Annotated in this window: 19 protein-coding genes; 8 read left to right on the top strand and 11 right to left on the bottom strand. The window is 64.2% G+C overall.

The annotated features are described in order from the left end of the window. Window positions 1-50: 50 nt before the first annotated feature. The 7 genes from HNP02_RS03360 to HNP02_RS03330 all read right to left on the bottom strand — a co-directional run bounded on the left by HNP02_RS03360 (window position 51) and on the right by HNP02_RS03330 (window position 9,818). Complete coding sequence (locus HNP02_RS03360; RefSeq protein WP_184434667.1) at window positions 51-1,505, bottom strand: amidase; 1,455 nt, start codon at window positions 1,503-1,505, stop codon at window positions 51-53. A 62-nt stretch (window positions 1,506-1,567) separates the two neighbouring features. Then, the gene (locus HNP02_RS03355; protein ID WP_184434665.1) at window positions 1,568-2,374 is read right to left on the bottom strand and encodes an alpha/beta hydrolase; all 807 of its coding nucleotides are present in this window, start codon (window positions 2,372-2,374) and stop codon (window positions 1,568-1,570) included. A gap of 75 nt (window positions 2,375-2,449) precedes the next feature. After that, entirely contained in the window at window positions 2,450-3,373 is a 924-nt protein-coding gene (locus HNP02_RS03350) for an alpha/beta fold hydrolase (protein ID WP_221317054.1), read from the bottom strand. 371 nt (window positions 3,374-3,744) lie between these two features. Beyond that, window positions 3,745-6,516, bottom strand: coding sequence for an AAA family ATPase (locus HNP02_RS03345; protein ID WP_184434659.1), 2,772 nt, complete (start codon window positions 6,514-6,516; stop codon window positions 3,745-3,747). A 233-nt stretch (window positions 6,517-6,749) separates the two neighbouring features. After that, on the bottom strand, window positions 6,750-7,268 hold the full coding sequence (locus HNP02_RS03340) for a hypothetical protein (RefSeq protein WP_255506124.1): 519 nt from the start codon (window positions 7,266-7,268) through the stop codon (window positions 6,750-6,752). A 283-nt stretch (window positions 7,269-7,551) separates the two neighbouring features. Further along, window positions 7,552-8,406, bottom strand: coding sequence for a universal stress protein (locus HNP02_RS03335; RefSeq protein WP_184434656.1), 855 nt, complete (start codon window positions 8,404-8,406; stop codon window positions 7,552-7,554). Continuing rightward, complete coding sequence (locus HNP02_RS03330; protein WP_221317053.1) at window positions 8,403-9,818, bottom strand: APC family permease; 1,416 nt, start codon at window positions 9,816-9,818, stop codon at window positions 8,403-8,405. Before HNP02_RS03330 ends, HNP02_RS03335 begins: the two co-directional genes overlap by 4 nt. Window positions 9,819-10,194: 376 nt before the next feature. On the opposite strand from HNP02_RS03330, the gene HNP02_RS03325 reads away from it, so the two are divergent. Then, window positions 10,195-10,434, top strand: a complete 240-nt coding sequence (locus HNP02_RS03325; RefSeq protein ID WP_184434653.1) for a CsbD family protein — start codon at window positions 10,195-10,197, stop codon at window positions 10,432-10,434. A gap of 133 nt (window positions 10,435-10,567) precedes the next feature. Continuing rightward, window positions 10,568-11,092 carry a flavin reductase family protein gene (locus HNP02_RS03320; RefSeq protein ID WP_184434650.1) on the top strand — a complete coding sequence of 175 codons (525 nt, stop codon included), beginning with the start codon at window positions 10,568-10,570 and terminating at the stop codon, window positions 11,090-11,092. 519 nt (window positions 11,093-11,611) lie between these two features. On the opposite strand, the gene HNP02_RS42435 is transcribed toward HNP02_RS03320, so the two are convergent. Beyond that, window positions 11,612-11,857 (bottom strand): site-specific integrase, encoded by a 246-nt coding sequence (locus HNP02_RS42435; RefSeq protein WP_255506123.1) that lies wholly within the window; start codon window positions 11,855-11,857, stop codon window positions 11,612-11,614. A gap of 32 nt (window positions 11,858-11,889) precedes the next feature. On the opposite strand from HNP02_RS42435, the gene HNP02_RS03310 reads away from it, so the two are divergent. Both HNP02_RS03310 and HNP02_RS03305 read left to right on the top strand, forming a co-directional pair. Then, complete coding sequence (locus HNP02_RS03310; RefSeq protein WP_184434647.1) at window positions 11,890-12,081, top strand: hypothetical protein; 192 nt, start codon at window positions 11,890-11,892, stop codon at window positions 12,079-12,081. A 23-nt stretch (window positions 12,082-12,104) separates the two neighbouring features. After that, entirely contained in the window at window positions 12,105-12,254 is a 150-nt protein-coding gene (locus HNP02_RS03305; RefSeq protein ID WP_184434644.1) for a hypothetical protein, read from the top strand. A 356-nt stretch (window positions 12,255-12,610) separates the two neighbouring features. On the opposite strand, the gene HNP02_RS03300 is transcribed toward HNP02_RS03305, so the two are convergent. The 3 genes from HNP02_RS03300 to HNP02_RS03290 form a co-directional block, all read right to left on the bottom strand. Further along, the gene (locus HNP02_RS03300) at window positions 12,611-13,051 is read right to left on the bottom strand and encodes a DUF6319 family protein (protein WP_221317052.1); all 441 of its coding nucleotides are present in this window, start codon (window positions 13,049-13,051) and stop codon (window positions 12,611-12,613) included. Between the two features lie 184 nt (window positions 13,052-13,235). Beyond that, window positions 13,236-14,339: a DNA alkylation repair protein gene (locus tag HNP02_RS03295; protein ID WP_184434641.1), complete on the bottom strand. Its 1,104-nt coding sequence runs from the start codon at window positions 14,337-14,339 to the stop codon at window positions 13,236-13,238. Between the two features lie 328 nt (window positions 14,340-14,667). Then, a complete protein-coding gene (locus HNP02_RS03290) occupies window positions 14,668-14,985 on the bottom strand; it encodes an antibiotic biosynthesis monooxygenase (RefSeq protein ID WP_184435093.1) in 318 nt (105 codons plus the stop codon). A 527-nt stretch (window positions 14,986-15,512) separates the two neighbouring features. Between HNP02_RS03290 and HNP02_RS03285 the strand changes: the two genes are divergently transcribed. From HNP02_RS03285 to HNP02_RS03270, 4 genes are read left to right on the top strand one after another with little or no spacing between them, the layout of a single operon-like run. Beyond that, window positions 15,513-16,043 (top strand): DUF1097 domain-containing protein, encoded by a 531-nt coding sequence (locus tag HNP02_RS03285; RefSeq protein ID WP_184434638.1) that lies wholly within the window; start codon window positions 15,513-15,515, stop codon window positions 16,041-16,043. Then, a complete protein-coding gene (gene nthB, locus HNP02_RS03280) occupies window positions 16,043-16,783 on the top strand; it encodes a nitrile hydratase subunit beta (RefSeq protein WP_184434635.1) in 741 nt (246 codons plus the stop codon). The genes HNP02_RS03285 and nthB overlap by 1 nt, the downstream gene beginning before the upstream one ends. Beyond that, window positions 16,780-17,400: a nitrile hydratase subunit alpha gene (gene nthA / locus HNP02_RS03275; RefSeq protein ID WP_184434632.1), complete on the top strand. Its 621-nt coding sequence runs from the start codon at window positions 16,780-16,782 to the stop codon at window positions 17,398-17,400. The genes nthB and nthA overlap by 4 nt, the downstream gene beginning before the upstream one ends. Then, window positions 17,397-17,711 (top strand): nitrile hydratase accessory protein, encoded by a 315-nt coding sequence (locus HNP02_RS03270; protein WP_184434629.1) that lies wholly within the window; start codon window positions 17,397-17,399, stop codon window positions 17,709-17,711. The genes nthA and HNP02_RS03270 overlap by 4 nt, the downstream gene beginning before the upstream one ends. Window positions 17,712-17,713 lie beyond the last annotated feature (2 nt).

Here is a 17,713-nt window from a genome sequence, read left to right as displayed (position 1 = left end):
CTGTGTGGTCGGACGTGAAAGCCGTTGAGGAAGAGTGGTTTGCGAGGTGCTCAAACGCCGATGGGTGGGCGTCGGTCGCCCAGGCCGCCTTTGCGCTCGAGCAGAGCTCCGAGCCGCAGGATGGTGGCCTCGTTGAACCATTTCGAGACGAGTTGGATGCCGATGGGCAGTTGTTCGGAGCTCAACGCGTAGGGGACCGACAGTGCGGGCAGCCCGGTCAGGTTGAACGGTGAGGTGGCGTCCATGACGTGGGTCCACGAGACGGTGACTCCGTTTACGAAGAGTTCGAGCGCACCGTGTGGTGTGGCACTGACCGGGGTGACCGGGCACAGCAGCACGTCGTAGTCCTGGAAGTAGCCGGCGAAGGCTGACCGCAGAGCTTCCGTCTTCGCGCGTGCCTCCAACATTTGGGTGAAGGTCGGGTCCGCCATTGCCAGAATGGCAGCTCCGGTCGGGAACAGTTCGCCTTCGCGACCAGCCGCTAATTCCTTGATGTACGGCGCTAATTCGCCGTAGACGAACGTTTGCAATGTGTTGAGGCCGTCGGCCTCCTTGAGAAACGGCACGGCGACTTGTTCGACGTTGCAGCCAAGTTCGGCCAGGTGCGCGGCAGCGTCGGTGACGGCAGCGGTGATCTCGGGATCCACCGGGGCGAACGCATCGTCGGATACCCATCCGACGCGGATGGTCTGACCCGCGATTCGTGTGGCGGCTGAGTCGATGTCCTTGCCGTGGATGGCATAGCCGTCGATGCCGTCTGGCCCGCTGAGGATGTCGTAGCCCAACGCGACGTCGCGCACAGTGCGGGCCATCGGCCCGACGTGCCACCACGCTGAGGTCACCCTTGGGAAGTGCCCGGTGTAGGGGATGCGGCCGTGGGAAGCCTTCAGGGCGGCGATGCCAGTGAACGCCGCCGGCCCGCGTACGGAGATCGCGACGTCGCTGCCGATGCCGATCGGGGACATGCCGGCCGCGATCGCTGCGGACTCCCCGCCCGAGGATCCGCCAGGGGTCCGGTCAAGGTTCCACGGGTTGTTGGTGCGGCCGGTGACGAGGTTGTCGGTTTCGGTCCAGCCGGAGAATTCGGGCAGGTTGGTCTTGGCGATGGGGATGCCGCCAGCCGCCTTGAATCGGGCCACAGTGGTCGCGTCGGCGTCGGGGATGAAGCCGGCGAACAGTTTGGTGCCGCGCTGGGTGGCGATGCCGGCGGTGTCGAGGGAGTCCTTGATACTGAACGGAACTCCGTGCAGGGGACCGAGTTCCGTGCCCCCGGCGACGGCCTTGTCCGCGGCGTCGGCGCCGCGTAACGCGTCCTCGGCAAGCAGGGTCACGATGGCGTTGATCTTCGGATTGACCTCGGCGATGCGGTCCAGGTGGGCTTGGACGACTTCGCGGGAGGTGACCTGCTTGCTGGCGATCAGCGCTGCCAGGGTGGTCGCATCCTGATAGTGCAGCGGTCCTGAATCCTGGTGGGCGACCGAATTGGTGGTCAAGGTAGTGGTCATGATGGTCCTAACGAGTGGGAGGAGGCTCGACCCGTGTCCGGGGCGCAGCGGTGTTCGAAGGGTTAGAAACCCTTGGTGGCCAACCAGTTCAGGGCGACGTCGGCGACGTCCTTCCAGCCGGCGTCGATGGTCAGGGAGTGGCCTTTGTCCTCGAAGACGTGGAACTCGGTGTCGGCGGCGCTCTTGGCGTACTTGCCGAACACTTCTTTGGTGACTTTGAGCGGGACGACGTGATCCTCGGTGCCCGAGGTCAGTAGCAGCGGTCCCCGGTCGGCCAGGTGGGTGTCGACCTTGGCTGGTGAGTTCGGGAAGAAGTTCGCGCTGGCATCCTGGAACAACGGGCGCCCGGCACCGGGAATGGTCCACCGGTCGTGCAGCGCATCGGATTCCTCTTCGGACAACGTGTTGCCGAACGCGTAGTGGAATTGCTTGGCCGTTAGCGACACGGTCTTGTGCAGGTTGCCCGGGTTTCCGAGTACTGGGAACGCCGACTTGAGCTGCGCATACGGCAGGGCCTTGACACCCTTGATGGGTGCTGGGTCGATGGCGACGGCTGCGGCGACGACGCCGGTGGCGAGCAATTCCTGGGCGATCAGACCGCCAAACGAATGGCCGATGGCAACGGGTTTGACCTCAGGTCTCCCGATGATCTGGGTGTAGTGATCGACCATCTCGGCGATGCCCATGTCGTTGAGCCCATCGGGGTTCTTCCGCGTCTCGGCGACGGTCGGTGAGTCACCGGGCCAACCCGGTGCTGACACGGAGTATCCGCAACTCTCGAAGAGTTCCAGCCACGGCTGCCAGGCGCTGGAGTGGATCCACAGTCCGTGGATGAAGATGACGGGGTTTGTCTTGGTCGGTGAGGTCATGTCGGGCTCCTTGGGTCAATGCGGTGATGGGTTGAATCCGATAGTGGGACTGTCTAGCTCGCTGTCATCTGCGATTCAGAGGGAAGTCAGAAAGGCGACGAGGACGTCGTTGACCTCCAAAGGGCGTTCCTGCTGTATCCAGTGACCCGCGTCGGGCAACACGTGCACACCACGCAGTCCTGGCAACGAGGTCGGAAACTTTTCCATCGCAGCAGGATTCGCGGCGATGAGATCGTTCTCTCCCGAGACGTACATCGACGGCGCGGTGATCGTGGTCCCGACGAACGGACTCAGAATCGCCGGTTGGGCGTTGATGTTGCGGTACCAACTCAGCCCACCGTGGAAGCCGGACCGGGCCAGTTCGGCCGCGTAGAACTTGACGTCCTCCTCGGTCAACCACGGAGGTAGCACCTCGGGCACGACGAGCTGCTGCATGAAGTCTTGGCCCATCGGGAAGTGTCCGTCCCAGCCGCGCTCGAAGACACCGTCGGTCACGACGTTCCCGCTGATGCTGTACAGGAAACCGCGCACGGTGCGGTCGATGTCGGCTTCCAAATTGGCCTCGGCGACACCGGGTTCCTGAAAGAAGAGGCGGTAGTACTCCCGACCCGGCCCAGCTGCTTTCCGCATCAAATCGGTCATGGTCATTCCACTCGGCATCGCGATGGGCGCGGTGTAGGGCACGCTCATCCCGACGACGCCCCGGAAGACATCGGGTCGCATGAGCGCGCTGTACCAGGCGATGGGGGCGCCCCAGTCGTGACCGACGACGACGGCCTGCTCCTCGTCGAGGGCAGCGACCAGTGCGACGACGTCGCCCACCATGTGGCTCAAGGTGTATGCATCGGTGGACGCCGGTGCGGTGGTCTCGCCGTAGCCACGCATGTCCATCGCGACAGCGCGGAAGCCGGCCGCCGCGACGGCGGGCAACTGGTGGCGCCAGGAGTACCAGGACTCGGGGAAGCCGTGACAGAACACGACCAGCGGACCCTCGCCCACCGATACGGTGTGGATTGATATGCCGTTGGCGTCAACGTGGTTGTGGTCAAACGAATTGACATCCATCGGGGTGGCCTGACTCCGCAGGAGAAATCCGGTGCGGCTAGCGGGACGAAGCGCGCGTGTAGAGGCACAGGCTTGGGGCCTGCCGGGTGGCGCGTTCTTGAAGGGTGAAGCGGATGCCGGTGATGTCTGGAGCTGCCGCAACAATGAGCCGAAAAGCGTTCGAAAATCAGTCTGTTCGAACCGTAGCCCCGGAACACGCCGTTCCCCAGGGAAAACGGCGCTTCTCATCTCCGAGGAACCGGATCTCATCAATTTGAGTGAGGAATTGTGCATTGCGCGGACCCGGGCGCGCCGTCGAAGACGGTTCAGGACACTTCGGCGACGGCCAATGCCAGTTGCACGCGGGACTTCACGCCCAACTTGAGGAATGCCGATCGCAGATGGGTGGCGATGGTGTTGGGGGACAGCACCAGGATCTCGGCGGCCGACTTGTTGGTATGGCCCTCGGCTATCAAGCGAGCGACCCGTTGCTCGCCGCTGGTCAGGGATTCCCACCCGACAGCGGGACGGGGATCGGCCGCTTTCCAGCGCCTGCGCCGCACCCCGGCTGCCTGCATCATGTGCTGCACTTTGACGGCGTCGCCGGTTGCGCCGACCGCGTTGTAGCCATCCCAGGCGCGGTCGAGGTGCTCGACGCCTTCGGCGGTGCGGCCGGCAGCAAGGAGCGCTTGACCGAAGATCATGGTGATCTGGGCGCGCAGGACCGGTCGCGGGCTGCGCCGGCATAGAGACGCTGCTTCGGCCAGCGCGTCGATGTCACCGGTGGTCAGGCCGGTGGCACACGCGGCGATCGCAATGTTCGACGCGGTCGGGTTGTGCTCGCACAACGTGGACGCGATGCCGGTGATCTCACGGGCGAAATCTCGTTCACCGGCCTGGTTGGCGATATCCACGGCTGACATCAGCCAACCCGGCTGCCACACCCATCGGTGGCGAACGGTATGCGCGCGCTCGACCAGCGAGTGCACCGCCTCTAGCGCAGCGGCGATGTCGTCCTCGGCTTGGTTGAGCCAGGTCAGGACCACCAGCAGGGTGTGCTGCTGGCCGTCGTCGTTGGCGTCGTGCGCGGCCGCTTTCCGCAGCTGTTCGCGGGCGTCGGCGTAGTCGCCGCGGAGTTGAGCGGTGCGGCACAAGAACATTCGGGCTTCGTTGTGGAAGGTGTAGTGGTTGAGTTCATCTTCGAGGCGGATGAGCGATCGTGCGTGGGTGTCGGATTCCTCGAGCATTGCCAGGCTGTACGCCTGCCACATCAACCCGAACGTCGTCTCGGGCAGGTAGGAGGAGTGTCCTTCGTCGTCGGATTGGTGCTGGGCTTCCCGAAGCAGCGCCGCGCTGTCGTCGAAGCGGTCCAGCAGTTGCAGGGAGACCACTTCGTCGTGCAGGAATCGCCGGCCCGCCAAGGGCCGGGTCCGACGGAAGAAGCCCAATGCTGCGGCGTTGCGGCCGTCGTTGCGGGCGATTTCTCCCAACGCTTGCAGGGCCGTGGCTTGGGCGGCGGCGCTGTGGCTGCGCTCACCGGCGGCCCACGCTTCGTCGGCGTCGGCGATAGCCGCGGCCATGTCGACGTCGCGGCAATGCGATAAGGCCCGCAGTGCTAGCAGGTGAGCGCGGGTGCCCGCCGTCAAGTCGCGCAGCGCACTGGCGGTGCCAACCCGCATTTGCATGTGGTCCAGTTCGCCCCGGGACCACATTGCCTGAGCGACGTCGATCTGGATCTGAGCGAAGGTCTCTTCATCCAAGGTGGTGGAGGCGAGCAGGGTGTCGGCGACCGCCATCGCTTCACCGCCGCGTCCAGCAATGTTGAAGGCGCGCAAGGCCTCCAGGCCCGTGGCACTCCAGATCGCGTCGGACGGTGTCAATAGGGCGAATGCACGTTGGGATAGCTCTGCTGCGGTGTCAGGGGTGACCTCATCGCTGACCTTGGCGGCTTGCCGGAGCAGATCGACGGCTTCCAGGTCCCCGACGATCGCACAGCGCAGCACATGCGGGGCAGCGGCCACCGCGCCCTGACCGCTTACCAGCATCTGTTGGGCGGCGGCGCGGTGCATGGACTGGCGCAGGGAGGCCGGGATGTCGGCGTACACGGCCTGGCGGAGCAGATCGTGCCGGAACGCCAATCGGCCGCCTTCGTCGTCGAGCACGCCCGCCCGCACCGCCGGTTCCACCCAGGGAAGCGCGACGTCAGTCGACGGGCTACCCAACAACACAGCTGCATCGGCTACGGCGAACGTCCGTCCCAGGACAGCACCGACGCGCACCAGTTGCACACTCTGCACCGGCAAGGCCTCCACCCGCGTGCGCACTCCCATGACCAGCGCGGCAGGAAGTTCGTCGCCGGCCACTCCAGTCCGGGACTTGACCGGTCGCTCGGTGGGCTGCTGTGCTGCAAGGCCTTCCAGCAGGGCTACGGCGAGGAATGGCAATCCATCGGCGCCGCCCAAGAGCGCGATGACGTCGTCGTCGACGGGTTCGCCGAGATGGTCCTGTGCGATCTGCGCGATCGCTGCGGCACTCAGTGGTGTCAAGGCGATGGTGTCGACCGTGACGTCGCGACTGGCTGCCTGGATGAGGTCCTCAGCGGCTCGGGCCCCAGGCCGCGTGGTGATCATCCAGACGATCGGCGAACCGCCGAGTCGCCCGGGAAGAACCCGCAACGCCAACGCCGTTGAGGCGTCCGCCCACTGGAAGTCATCGATGCACACCAGCACCGGTCCGGTCGTGGCGCGGGTCTCGAGGTCGTCAACGAGTCGGTCGATCTGCCACAGTTGCTGACGCTCCATCGGCGCCAGAGACATGAATGCCTGCTGCGACAACAACGGTTCGCGGCCTGATCGCAACGCCAGCAGCAACGGCGCCATTGAGGCGATCTGATCGGACTCTTCCGCCTTGCCGACACCGATGCCGTAACCGCGCTGCGCAGCGCGGTTGCAGATCTCGGACATGAGGGCCGACTTTCCGATGCCAGCTCCACCCACGACGACTAGCAGAGCGCCCTGACCCGAGGCCACCGTGCGATCCAGCACCGTTATGGCGCGTTTCACCTCGGCAGTGCGTCCGCGCAACGCCGGCAGGTTCATGTGGCCTCAAGACGCGAGATCGGTCCAACTGACTGATGCCAGTAGATCCCGACGTGGTCTGAGTTTGATTGTCCTCTGGTTGCCGAGGCCTTCGAAGTCGTGCCGAGATTCATCCGACCGATATCCAACGAGCCTTCTAGAACCGGCGCTCCAGGAGGTCCAATTCGAGGCTTCTGCACCGCCCTGTCGAGCGCAAACAGTTGTAAGCGTCGCGACTCGGCGAGGGCTCGTCGTTATTGCGGGTAGCCCATACTCCAGCCGCGGTAGGTCCAGCTGCGCCCCACATTTGGGCTGGGCAGAACCTGGATGTTGTGCCCGTCGCCGTACCCTCGTGCGAGTCCTTGGACGCCGCCGGAGATATACGTCCCGTCTCCACGGGCAATGTCAATGTGGGGGCCGTCGGATCCCTTGCTGAAGACAAGTCCTCCCCGCGGGGGATTCATGTCAGTGTGGATCTGACCTTGTCGAAGGAGCGTTTGGTACATGGTTTCGGATGCGCCGTCCCAGCCGTACTTCGCTTGCGGTACGCCGTAGGCATAGGCCACGAAAGCCTCACATCCGTACGGACCGAACTGGTCTGAGCCGAGCACGCTTTCGGCCTTGGCGATGGCGGAGTCCGCTCCGGGAATCGTCGATGGGGGCTCAGCCGGGGCGCTGGGCGCGAATAGGAGTGCCGCGGCTAACGGAGTGCCTGAAAGATACAGACAGATTCGGGCGTTCAACTCGAGTTGGCTCCGGTTCTCGACGTGCATGTTGGCTTCGTGGATGGCGGCGTGCTTCGACCCGCTGGTGCGATCGGGCGCCGGCGGTCTGCCGAATCCTGCCTCCAGGCACTTCGATGCATTGTGCAGGTGTTGTTCAGCTACTGATCGTGCGGTACTTCGGTGTGCCGGGCAACCGGAGCCGCAACTCACAGACGTTCACGGCCGCCCGAGGGAGTTCGTCCCAGCTCGACCGGTTAGCAGATGGGTGTGATGAACACGATTAGATCCGTCGCTAGAGTTGCGGAATCGTTGGGTAGAGAGTCAGTCATCCTCACGTCGACTCTTCCTCACCTGGAGTCACGACCATCGGCACGTGCAGATGCCGCAGGATTCTGGCGGCCGTGGAACCGATGAAGAGACGGCGGGGTGGTGCCAACCGGCTGGAGCCGAGCATCAGGAGATCGCCGTCCTCCCAGTCGAGCCCTTCCACGGCCTCCTCAACCGTGGCACCGTCGGCGACGACGGCCGCGACGTCAGAACCCTCGGGAAGTGCTGCCTTCGCGGATTCGAGTGTGGCGTAGGCGTGTTCGCGTGCTGCCGCGACACCGGCCTCACCGTGCTTGTCGAGCGCGACGAGCGACACCAGCCGTAGCGGCGCGCCAGTCGCTTTGCTCGCTCGCACCGCGGTGTCGAGCAAGCGAGCCGCGCCGGGGCGGTCACCGATGGCGCACGTGACGGTCCGGATGCGTTCCACATCGGAGTTCCGGGTGCCGCGCGGCGCCACCGCGACGGGCACCGGGGCGAAGTGCAGCAGATCGTCGACGAGCGAGCCCAGCGACAGGCTTCCGATCAACCCGCCTCCCGACCCGCCCACCACGATAGCCTCGGCCTCGAGCCGTACCGCTTCCTCGCTGAGCGCACCTGCGACCGAATCCTCGACCAGCACTCCGCCGCGAGCCGTGACGTCGTCGGGCACCAGCTGCAGCGCCTCATCGAGCCACTCCGAACTCTGCTCGGCGAGCATCTCGTGGAACTTGTCGGACGTGACACGGGGGGTGGTCACGTCGTCGGGAGCCAGGACCAGTCGCAGTTCAAGCTCGGCTCCGAGGGTGCGGGCGAGCTGAACGCCGAGTGAAACCGCGTCCGCGCCACCGGGTGTCGCGAGATAGCCGACGACCAGTTTCACTTGGACTCACCCGCCTTGCCGTGCTCGACGTGGGGGATCGGCGTGCCTTCTTCGGCGAGCGTCTCCTCCTCGATCTTCATCGTGAGCGGCTTGCGCAACCCGCGGGTGACGTAGACCAGCAGGATCAGCCCGACGACGAACCAGATCGCGCCGTAGAGCAGGGCGTCGAAGTGCAGGTTGATCCACAGCACCGCCGTCATGCACATGCCGATGATCGGCAGCACGATGTTGGTGAGGATCTGGCGAGGTGTGTTCCGCTGCTTCAACCGGACGGCGTAGTAGAGCAGCACGGTCAGGTTGACGACCGTGAACGCAATGAGGGCGCCGAAGTTGATCATCGCCGAGACGAATTCGAGCGTGAACTTGAACGCGAGCAGCGACACCGCGCCGACGATGAGCACGGCGTGCAGCGGTGTCAGGAATCTCGGGTGGATGTAGGACAGGAAGCGCGGGATGCGCCCCGTGCCATTGCGGGCCATCACGTAGATCATGCGAGAGACGCTCGCGTGCGAGGACAGGCTGGATGCGAACATGGCGGCCAGGGCGGCCGACACGAACAGGATCTTGAAGAACTCGCCGCCCACCTTCAGCGCGAGCTCGGGCAGCGTGTCGTCGGTGACCTCGAAGCCGTCGAGCGTGGGGAAGGCAGCCTGGGCGAACCATGCCCCGAGGAAGAAGATCGCGCCGCCGATCAGCAACGCGAAGACGATGGCCCTCGGCACCGTGCTCGGCGTCTTGGCCTCCTCGCTGTACATCGTGATCGCGTCGAACCCGATGAACGAGAAGCACACCACGGTGGCACCCGCGATGACGGCGCTCATGTCGACGCCTGCGTGATACAGCGGTTCGAGCGTCAAAATCGTGCCCTGGCCCAGGCCGTTCCGTATCGAGTTGTACGTGAGCACGATGAACACGCCGATGAGGACGATCTGAAACACGACGAGGACGCCGTTGATGTTGGACGTACCCTTGATGCTCCAGGCGTTGAGCGCGGTGACGATCGCGACGTAGACGATCACGAAGATCCACGACGGAGCGTCGGGGAAGAACGACTCGAAGTAGATCCGGCCGATCACGGCGTTGACCATCGGCAGCAGCAGGTAGTCGAGCAACGACGACCATCCGACGAGGAAGCCGACGTTGGGGTGGATCACCTCGGAGGCGTAGGTGTAGGCCGATCCCGCCGAGGGAAAGACGCGCGTCATTCGGCCGTAGCTGATGGCAGTGAACACCATGGCGATCAGGGCGACGATGTAGGCGAGCGGGACGACTGCATCCGTCTCGTCCGACACGATTCCGAACGTGTCGAACACGGTCATCGGGGTCATGTAGCCGAGGCCGAGGCCGACGATCGCCCACAGTCCGAGTGAACGTCCGAGATGCGGTGTGCTGGATGTTGAAGCCTGTTGCACGCGAGCGCCTTTCAGCCGACGGTTCGTTCGAGCCACGCGGTGGGCCACGGGGGTCGTCGTGACCCGGACGATCACGCTATCCCTCAGAAGACGACCGGCGCAGCGTATTAGCGAGCGCGCTTTGACGGGATCCGTCGTTCTGCGAATGGACGCAGACGTCCGATTTGGACCGCAATGGTGTCGTCCCAGCTTTCATTCTGGGCCTTGATGGCACCGTCACAGCTGGTTGTTCAGGGGTGCGCGTTCGCACGCCGGGTTTGGTAGACGTGTGGTGTGGGAAATCGATTGCTGCACTACCGGGGCGGATGCCCCGTCAGACGGGGGCGTTCAGCGAGCAGCGCGCCGACGATGGGAATCAACCAGCGAAGGATCTGTGATGGCTGACGACAAGAGTGGACCGGCAGAAGGCATCAGCGGCGCAGTGGAAGGCGTCAAGGGCAAGGCCAAGGAGATCATCGGCGCGGTTACCGGCCGTGATGACATCCGTCGCGAAGGCGAAGCCCAGCAAGACAAGGCCGACGCCCAACGTGAGGCCGCGAAGAAGGAAGCCGAGGCGGAGGCCGCGCGCGGTGCAGCCAAGGTGAGCGAGGCTCGCGAGAAGGCCGAGCAGCAATAGCAGACGTCGATCGAGAGGTCCGGCCCGCAGGGGCCGGGCCGCGCCGTCTCTTGGTCCCGACGGCGATTTACGACGTCGCGCTGCGGGTACACGGCCGCAGCAGGACTCACGTCCTGGATCCGCAGGAGGATGGATGACTGACACCAAGCTGAGCGTCGAAGATGGGACCGGCGCATTCGAACGGCTGGTGGCTACGCTCGACTACCCGATGTTCGTGGTGTGCACTCGCGCCGACGGTACGGATGCCCCGCCGGCAGGGTGTCTGGTCGGTTTCGCCAGTCAGACCAGCATCCATCCGCCACTGTTCCTCGTCGGACTATCCCGGCGCAACCACACCTACCGAATCGCCGAGAACGCAACGCATCTGGCCGTTCACATCGTGTCGCGGCAAGATCACCGCTTGGCCGAACTGTTCGGCGGGCAGACCGGTGACCGGATCGACAAGTTCAAGCACTGCGACTGGAGCCCCGGTCCGGCCGGCATGCTCATCCTCGTTGCCGCGGCGGCGTGGTTCGTCGGACGCATCGTCGACCGTTTCGACGTCGGAGATCACGTCGGACATCTGCTGGAGCCGGTGAGTGGATCGTCACCCGACGGCTTCGAGGACTGGTTGTCGTTCTCTGACGTGTCCGACTTGACGCCCGGGCACGAGGCCTAAGCCTCGATCCACCGATGGACCTTGGTGACCGTTGTGGGGTGGGGTAATCGTGATTGTCCGGATTTGCACGTGTGGTAACTGCTGGTCGGTCCAGCTTTTCTGTGTGCTCCGGTTGGGCCTCGTTGGCGGGATGGTCAGGCGGTCGCGGTCGATGGTGGGCTGTATCCGATGGTGTTGTGCCACAGCGTGAGCCAGTGATGTGACCATGGCCAGTGGGTAGGCAGGTGCAGGATCGGTCGGTGCTGTGGGCGCGACAGTTGAGTTCGCGTCATGCCTGGTCATGCTTTCCGGCCGTGCATACGGATCACAGGGTCGTCTTCATCCGCTCTGCATCCGCCGCGCCGTTCAGACTGCGTGCTCTGAAACCCTAAGATGGGTCCAATTCATCCAGTTTCACCAGCACAAACGCCTCGGTACCGGTTTCGCCTCAGCCTGAAAAGGGGCCATATTCGACAGGCAATCGGGCTTATCGGGAAGGCTCGAACTGAGGTTTATAAGGCCAAACTTTCAGACGTGGCTTCAGCGGACGTCGTCGAGCGCGTCCAGCGTCGAGGCGATGTCGACGAGTTCGTAGTCGTAGAGGTTGGCGTAGACGTGCGCGGTCACGGTGATCGACGCGTGGCCCATCGTCTTCTGCAGCAGCCGAAGATCCGCACCGGCCCGGCGCCAACTGGTCGCACCAAGCGCACCACCAGTGGCGAGCCCTGGCGTGCGAGTTGTCTGAACGTGACGCCTTCGCCGTTCGTGCAATGGGTAGGGGTACACCGAGGGCGCGTACCTAGGAACGGAGTTTGCTCATGATGCGCAAGATCTTCGCGACGAGCTTTCTGGCTGGCACGATCGCCATCGCCGCCGCATTACTGGCACTCGGCGGGCCGAATCCCGGCGAATCAGGCCCGTCGATGTCGAATTCGATCACTCCAACGACATCAACGACATCTGCGAGCAATGCCCCTACTTATCCGGGGCATGGTAACTACGGCTACTGATTGACAGGGCACGACGCTGGTCGGTGGCCGAGGGTCCCGTCGCAGGGAGGCTGACCGGCATCAACCCTGTCGAACGCAATGCCGTCGTGCTGGACTTGGTGGCCGAGCGCTTCGGTCCAAAGGCCACGATGCCGTTTGCCTTCACCCAGCAGGACTGGACCGTGGAGCGGTAGCTCCCGCGGCCTCGATGATCAGCCATTCGCGGCCAGGCGCGCCGACCAGTTCGATCATCCCGCTCGCAAACCGTGCGGCCGGATCCGCTGGGCCGCTACGGAACTCGGCAGTGTCGCGTCTCGCCGACCACGTAGTCCGAACACATTTGGAACGTGTTCGCCTGGAGTCATGTGGAATTGTGACGCAGGCTGGCAGCTACCTCACCTGCAAATCCGGACAATCACGATTACCCCACCCGACAACAGTCACCAAGGTCCATCGGTCGATCGAGGCTGAGACAGCGCTGCGCACAGCCTGCTAGCCGCTGAATAGCGACTCACGGATCAGATTCGGCGAGCGACGTGGTTCCGGGATCTCAGTCCAGATCGGCGAGGGTCTTGCGGGCGGCTTCCAATTCGGCCTCGAGAGCGGCGACCTTGGCGGCCTGCTGGGAGCGCGCCTCTTCGATCACCTCGTCGATCGGGGTAGAGAGGTCCTGGTGCAGTTCCTTGGCCGCGCGGGACACGGCGGCGGCCGCGACCGCGAGATCACGAGCCAGGTACGTGGTGCCCTGCTTGAGCTCGGCGCGCCATTCGCCGTCGGCGGTGCCGATGACGGTGAGGGTCAACTCGAGAGTCTTGGTCTTCTTGCCGGCCGCCCTCTTGGCAGGAGCCTTCTTCGGCGTCTCCGCGGCGGAAACTTCAGCGGCGGGTACGCGGGTACTCGCGGGTGTTGCGCTCTCGACAGGAGAACCCAAGACATCGGGAGTGTCGAAGTCGGTGGACAGCGTTTCGGGTGCCAGAGTGTCTACAATCATGGTTGCGGCGTACTCCTTCTGAACATCGCCCGCAGTGCGCGGGCTGGCGGTAGGAGTCCATTAGAACATATGTTCGACAGCCGGGCTACCTGACACTCTCGAATGTGTGGTCAGCCGTCGGCGTCGGCTTCGACATCCGCAGCTATCGTGTTGATTATGTTGGTACGACAAAGGATTGGGACAGTCACGACGGCATTGACAGCACGAATTCCGTGTAGCCGAATCTCTGCCCGTTGATTTGCAACTCGATGCCGTGCGCACCCGGGTAGTAACGGCGAGTGGTGATCGGCTTGATGGCGTGTCGACGCGATAGGGCGACATGTTCATGGGGCGCCAAGGTTTTCGTCGTCAGCTTGAACATCTTCGGCGAGGTGGAGCCATTGGCCTTCCGATGGTGGATCACGTAGTCGATGGCCAAGACGGCAGGATGATCGCCGAGGTTGGTGATGTCGCCGGTGAAGGTGATCGTTCCGCCAAAGTTGATCGTCGCGTCCTCTAGCACCGGGCCGCGCACGTCCAACTGATCGGCGGTGAACCCGAGCAGCCGAAGGGCCGCCGGGTCGCCGGCCTTGACCAAGGTGCGCATGGCGTGGCGGATCATCCACGGAGTCTGGTCGTCGGGGGTCGCTGCCCACGCGGTCGCGGTGGCCACCGCCGTTTCCGGCTGCAGCCGGGACACGTCGTTGAGGTGGTTGGCCACCGACCGGCGCACGGTCTCCGATTCGTCTCGGTAGAGCGCGTCCAGAATGCGCCGGGTGCGACCTGGAGCGAGGATGAGCGGACGAACTTGCTTGGCCCACGGAAGTTTTGGCCGAGTTCCCTCGCTGGCCAGTCGCCGCACGGCGCTGTCGTCGTGGGCACTCCAGGTCTCGGCGATGGCTAGAGCCCGCTCGAAGTCGGCGTTGAGGAAGGTGCGGACCGCGAACTCGCTCGTCAATCGTGGAGTGAGAGCCGCCAACAGATCTAGTCCGTCGTCGAAGTCGCCTGCATCTCCGCTAGCGGTAGCGGCGATGGCGATGGCCTCCGTGAGCGGCCAGATCATCCACCCGGTGAGGTGGACGTCACTGAGCGCGCGCCGAACGGTCGACGCCAACTCGGCGTAGCCGGGGCCGTCGTGCAGAATCGCCGTGCACACCACTCCAACCCGTTGAGTCAATGTCTGCGAGGAGAACTCGCCGACGGCCGAGTGAACTGCCGTCCACCGGGTCCGGGGCGAGCTAGCCGCGTCGAGAATCTGGGCGAGGCCGAGCACGGCGTCGGCGCTCAGCAGCTCGTCGGCAGTCGGCATGGTCGGATCTCCACAAAGGTAGCGGCGGCGGCGCAACCGTCTGTGCGGTCATGCCGGTGATGTCCTGAATTGCGTCAAGTATGTCCTCAGGGAACGACGGGAACGCCGTCGCTTCCGCTGCGAACCAACTCCTCACGAAGCTAGCGCTGATGAGAACGTCGTCTCCAGGACGTTCTGGCACGTACTTCGTGCGCTCACGGCTTCAACTCCCACATCATCGAAACCGGCACCTAGTCCTGCCTTCTGCGCACCAGCAAACCGGAGCCGCAAAAGCTGCGTAGGACCTCCTATCAGAGATAGCTCACGGCCCCGGGTAGCCGCCGACCGATTAGCGTTCGAGTGTGAACACCACATCGTAGAGACCGGGGTGCGCCTCACCGAGTGCTGAGTTGCGATCGAGGAACCCGGCATCGCGTAAACGCTTGATCACCAACAACGCCGAGTCAATGCCATCGCTTTGCGCATAGTTGACCACCCGGGTGCCGTCGTGGCTTCGATGCACACTTGCCGAGACCCACCCAGGTGTCGCGCTCGCAAATTCCGAAGCTTCAGTGAGCAAGTCGATCAGCGCTTGCTGGCCGCCCTCTGGCACAGTGAAAGTGTTGATCTGAGTGACGATTCCGGTGGCCGCCCGAATGATTGGCATAAACACCCTTCCGATGAGGGTGTGTATGCGACCGGGGCCGGACGAGCCAAGCTTCGTGCGCGCCAAGCCGCCGGTGCACACACACCAGTTGCTTGTCGCGGGTCCGCCGCAGCGGTACGGAGCTTCCTCACAGAAGAGAGCGGGCTTACCAGTGCCGCTCCAGGTCCTTTTCGACGTCTAGATTCTACAGGTGTCGCTCGTTGTGGGACATGCGTGGCATGCCGCGGAGCAGGGCTCACCACGCGTACCCGAAAGGCCCAGGTGTGGCAGCTCGGTGGATGCCCGCCTACTGATCGACGACGCAAGCCCACGGGCAACCAACTACAACATCGCCGCCGCGGCGGCGCAACCGTCTGGCGGTCATGCCGGTGATGTCCTGAATTGCGTCAAGTATGTCCTCACAGGAAACGACGGCCACGCCGGCGTTACTGCTGCGAAACAACTCCTCACAAAACTAGCGCTGGTGAGAACGTCGTCTCCAGAACGTTCTGGCACGAATATGCGGCATTTGCCAGGAAGGTAGTTCGATGGATTCCCGTTCAGCTCTCACGGTGAGTATCGGCATTCTCGGTGGCCTCGCCGTGGCGTTCACCGCAGACGTCGTCACCGTGCCAATTTGGGTGGTATTCCTCGCATGGGGGTCATTCGTCTTCGTCGGTGGCGGCGTGTCCGGCTGGGTGCGCTCGGTGTGCTCGAACATCGTCGGGGTGGTCATCGCCACGGCGAGCTTGTTCGCAGCGCATTTGCTGGGCGGCAGTCTTCTGGCCACCGCGGTCGCCGTCGGTGTCGGCAGCGCACTGATGGTGCAGGCATCGTGGGTTCCGCTGCTGTCCACCACGCCCGCGGTGGTGGTCGGTTTCGCCTCGACGGTGTCCACGGTGGCCGGCCGAGGCCATGACGTCACCGTCACCACGATCTCTCACCCCGGACTGGTCGCGGCGTGCGCGTGCGTCGTCGGCGCAACCTTCGGCATCGCCGCGGAGTACCTGGCCGGGGCCATGACCAGCAAGGCGGCTCAGAACACCGCCATCAACTCAGCGGAAGGCAGTCCGGCGTAATGAAACTGCAGCACTATCTCGGCGGCCTCGAAGGTCTGCCGGAACCACTGAGCCTCGAGAAGCGCGTCTTCGTCGAAGAGTGGGAGAAGCGCATCTTCGGCATCCACGTCGCGATGATGGGGCTGAGCAATCACCTGTCGTCGGCTCTTCCTGCCTACCCGATCGAGAACGTGCCGACCGCCTTCCACGACGAATGGACGTGGGCGAGCCTGCGTACCGGCGCCGAGGCGATGAATCCGTTCGACTACTTCAAGTTTCGCTACTACGAGAAATGGCTCGGCGGAATCACGTCGTTCTTCGTCGAGCAGGGCTACGTCACCGAAGAGGAACTGGCGGCGGCCATGGCATCCGGCGCGGTTGCGGCCGAGTCGAATGCCGCGAGCGCCGAGGTCGACGACCAGATCGAGCAGTACCTACGCAAGGGGGACAGCCCGCGACGCGATGTCGCCCACCCGCGATTCGCTCCTGGTGATCGGGTGCGCGTCACCGACGTGCCCGCCGCCGCGCACACCCGGTTGCCCGGGTACCTGCGCAGTCACGTCGGCACCGTGGAGCGGGTCTTCGACGGGGACTACGCGTATTTCACCCACACCGGCGACGGCATCGGTGACCCGATGCCGATCTACATCGTCGAGTTCTCGCCGACCGAACTATGGGGCGCGCGCGCCGAAGACAGTCCCAACTCCGTCTACGCCGAGCTGTTCGAGGCGTACCTGCAACCCATCGAGGAGAACCAGTGAGTGATCAGTTTGTCTACCCGTCGGACCGGGAAGCGTCGAGTGCCGCCAAGGTCGCGGCGCTGGAAGCGCTTCTCGTCGAGAAGGGCATCATCACCGGGCAAACCGTCGACAAGGTGCTCGCCTACTTCGAGTCCGAGATGACCCCGCTGAACGGCAAGAAGATCGTCGTCAAGGCTTGGAACGACCCGGAATTCGCCGCACGCATCGTCGTCGACACACCGGCCGCGGTCGCCGAACTGGACCTGCCCGAGGGCATGGCCGGGGCCGAGGGGGAGCACCTACAGGCCGTCGCCAACGCGCCTGGCGTGCACAACCTGGTCATCTGTACGTTGTGCTCGTGCTTCCCGTGGCCCGTCCTGGGCCTTCCCCCATATTGGTACAAGGATCCGGTGTTCCGCGCCCGGGCGGCGCGTGAGCCCCGAAAGGTGCTGGGCGAGATCGGCGTTGAGCTGCCGGACGACACCGAGATCAAGGTGTGGGACAGCAGCGGGCACTCGCGGTGGTTCGTCATCCCCGAACGTCCGGCCGGCACTGAGGATTTCACCGACGAGATGCTGATGGACCTGGTGACCACCGAATCGATGATGGGCGTCGCGCTGGCTGGGCCCGCATCATGATGCTGCACGAGACCTGCACCACCGATCGGGCCGCGCCGCAGTTCGATCACGAGTGGCAGCGACGGGCATTCGGCTTGGCGCTGGCGCTTTCGGAGTTCGGCCACTACGACTGGAGCGACTTCCAGCAGAGTCTGATCACGACCATCGGTGACTGGGAGAACACCGCACCATCCGAGCGCGATCAATGGGAGTACTACGACCACTGGGTCAGCGCCCTGGAGAAGGTCGTCGACGATCACGAAGTCCTCGACGCGCCCCCGTTGGACGACGGTGGGCACGCCGTACACCCCGAAGACGACCACGACCACTGAGT

The sequence above is a fragment of the Mycobacterium sp. AZCC_0083 genome, from assembly GCF_014202335.1.
Classification (GTDB): Bacteria; Actinomycetota; Actinomycetes; order Mycobacteriales; family Mycobacteriaceae; genus Mycobacterium.
The sequence above is the reverse complement of the archived record's forward strand: the minus strand, read 5'-3'. Positions and strand labels throughout refer to the sequence as shown.

What these genes read in the sequence shown, in the direction of transcription:
- HNP02_RS03360 (WP_184434667.1), bottom strand. Translation starts at nt 1,505, where the DNA reads ATGACCACTACCTTGACCACCAATTCGGTCGCCCACCAGGATTCAGGA.
- HNP02_RS03355 (WP_184434665.1), bottom strand. Translation starts at nt 2,374, where the DNA reads ATGACCTCACCGACCAAGACAAACCCCGTCATCTTCATCCACGGACTG.
- HNP02_RS03345 (WP_184434659.1), bottom strand. Translation starts at nt 6,516, where the DNA reads ATGAACCTGCCGGCGTTGCGCGGACGCACTGCCGAGGTGAAACGCGCC.
- HNP02_RS03340 (WP_255506124.1), bottom strand. Translation starts at nt 7,268, where the DNA reads ATGCACGTCGAGAACCGGAGCCAACTCGAGTTGAACGCCCGAATCTGT.
- HNP02_RS03325 (WP_184434653.1), top strand. Translation starts at nt 10,195, where the DNA reads ATGGCTGACGACAAGAGTGGACCGGCAGAAGGCATCAGCGGCGCAGTG.
- HNP02_RS03320 (WP_184434650.1), top strand. Translation starts at nt 10,568, where the DNA reads ATGACTGACACCAAGCTGAGCGTCGAAGATGGGACCGGCGCATTCGAA.
- HNP02_RS03310 (WP_184434647.1), top strand. Translation starts at nt 11,890, where the DNA reads ATGATGCGCAAGATCTTCGCGACGAGCTTTCTGGCTGGCACGATCGCC.
- HNP02_RS03300 (WP_221317052.1), bottom strand. Translation starts at nt 13,051, where the DNA reads ATGATTGTAGACACTCTGGCACCCGAAACGCTGTCCACCGACTTCGAC.
- HNP02_RS03295 (WP_184434641.1), bottom strand. Translation starts at nt 14,339, where the DNA reads ATGCCGACTGCCGACGAGCTGCTGAGCGCCGACGCCGTGCTCGGCCTC.
- HNP02_RS03290 (WP_184435093.1), bottom strand. Translation starts at nt 14,985, where the DNA reads ATGCCAATCATTCGGGCGGCCACCGGAATCGTCACTCAGATCAACACT.
- HNP02_RS03285 (WP_184434638.1), top strand. Translation starts at nt 15,513, where the DNA reads ATGGATTCCCGTTCAGCTCTCACGGTGAGTATCGGCATTCTCGGTGGC.
- nthB (WP_184434635.1), top strand. Translation starts at nt 16,043, where the DNA reads ATGAAACTGCAGCACTATCTCGGCGGCCTCGAAGGTCTGCCGGAACCA.
- HNP02_RS03270 (WP_184434629.1), top strand. Translation starts at nt 17,397, where the DNA reads ATGATGCTGCACGAGACCTGCACCACCGATCGGGCCGCGCCGCAGTTC.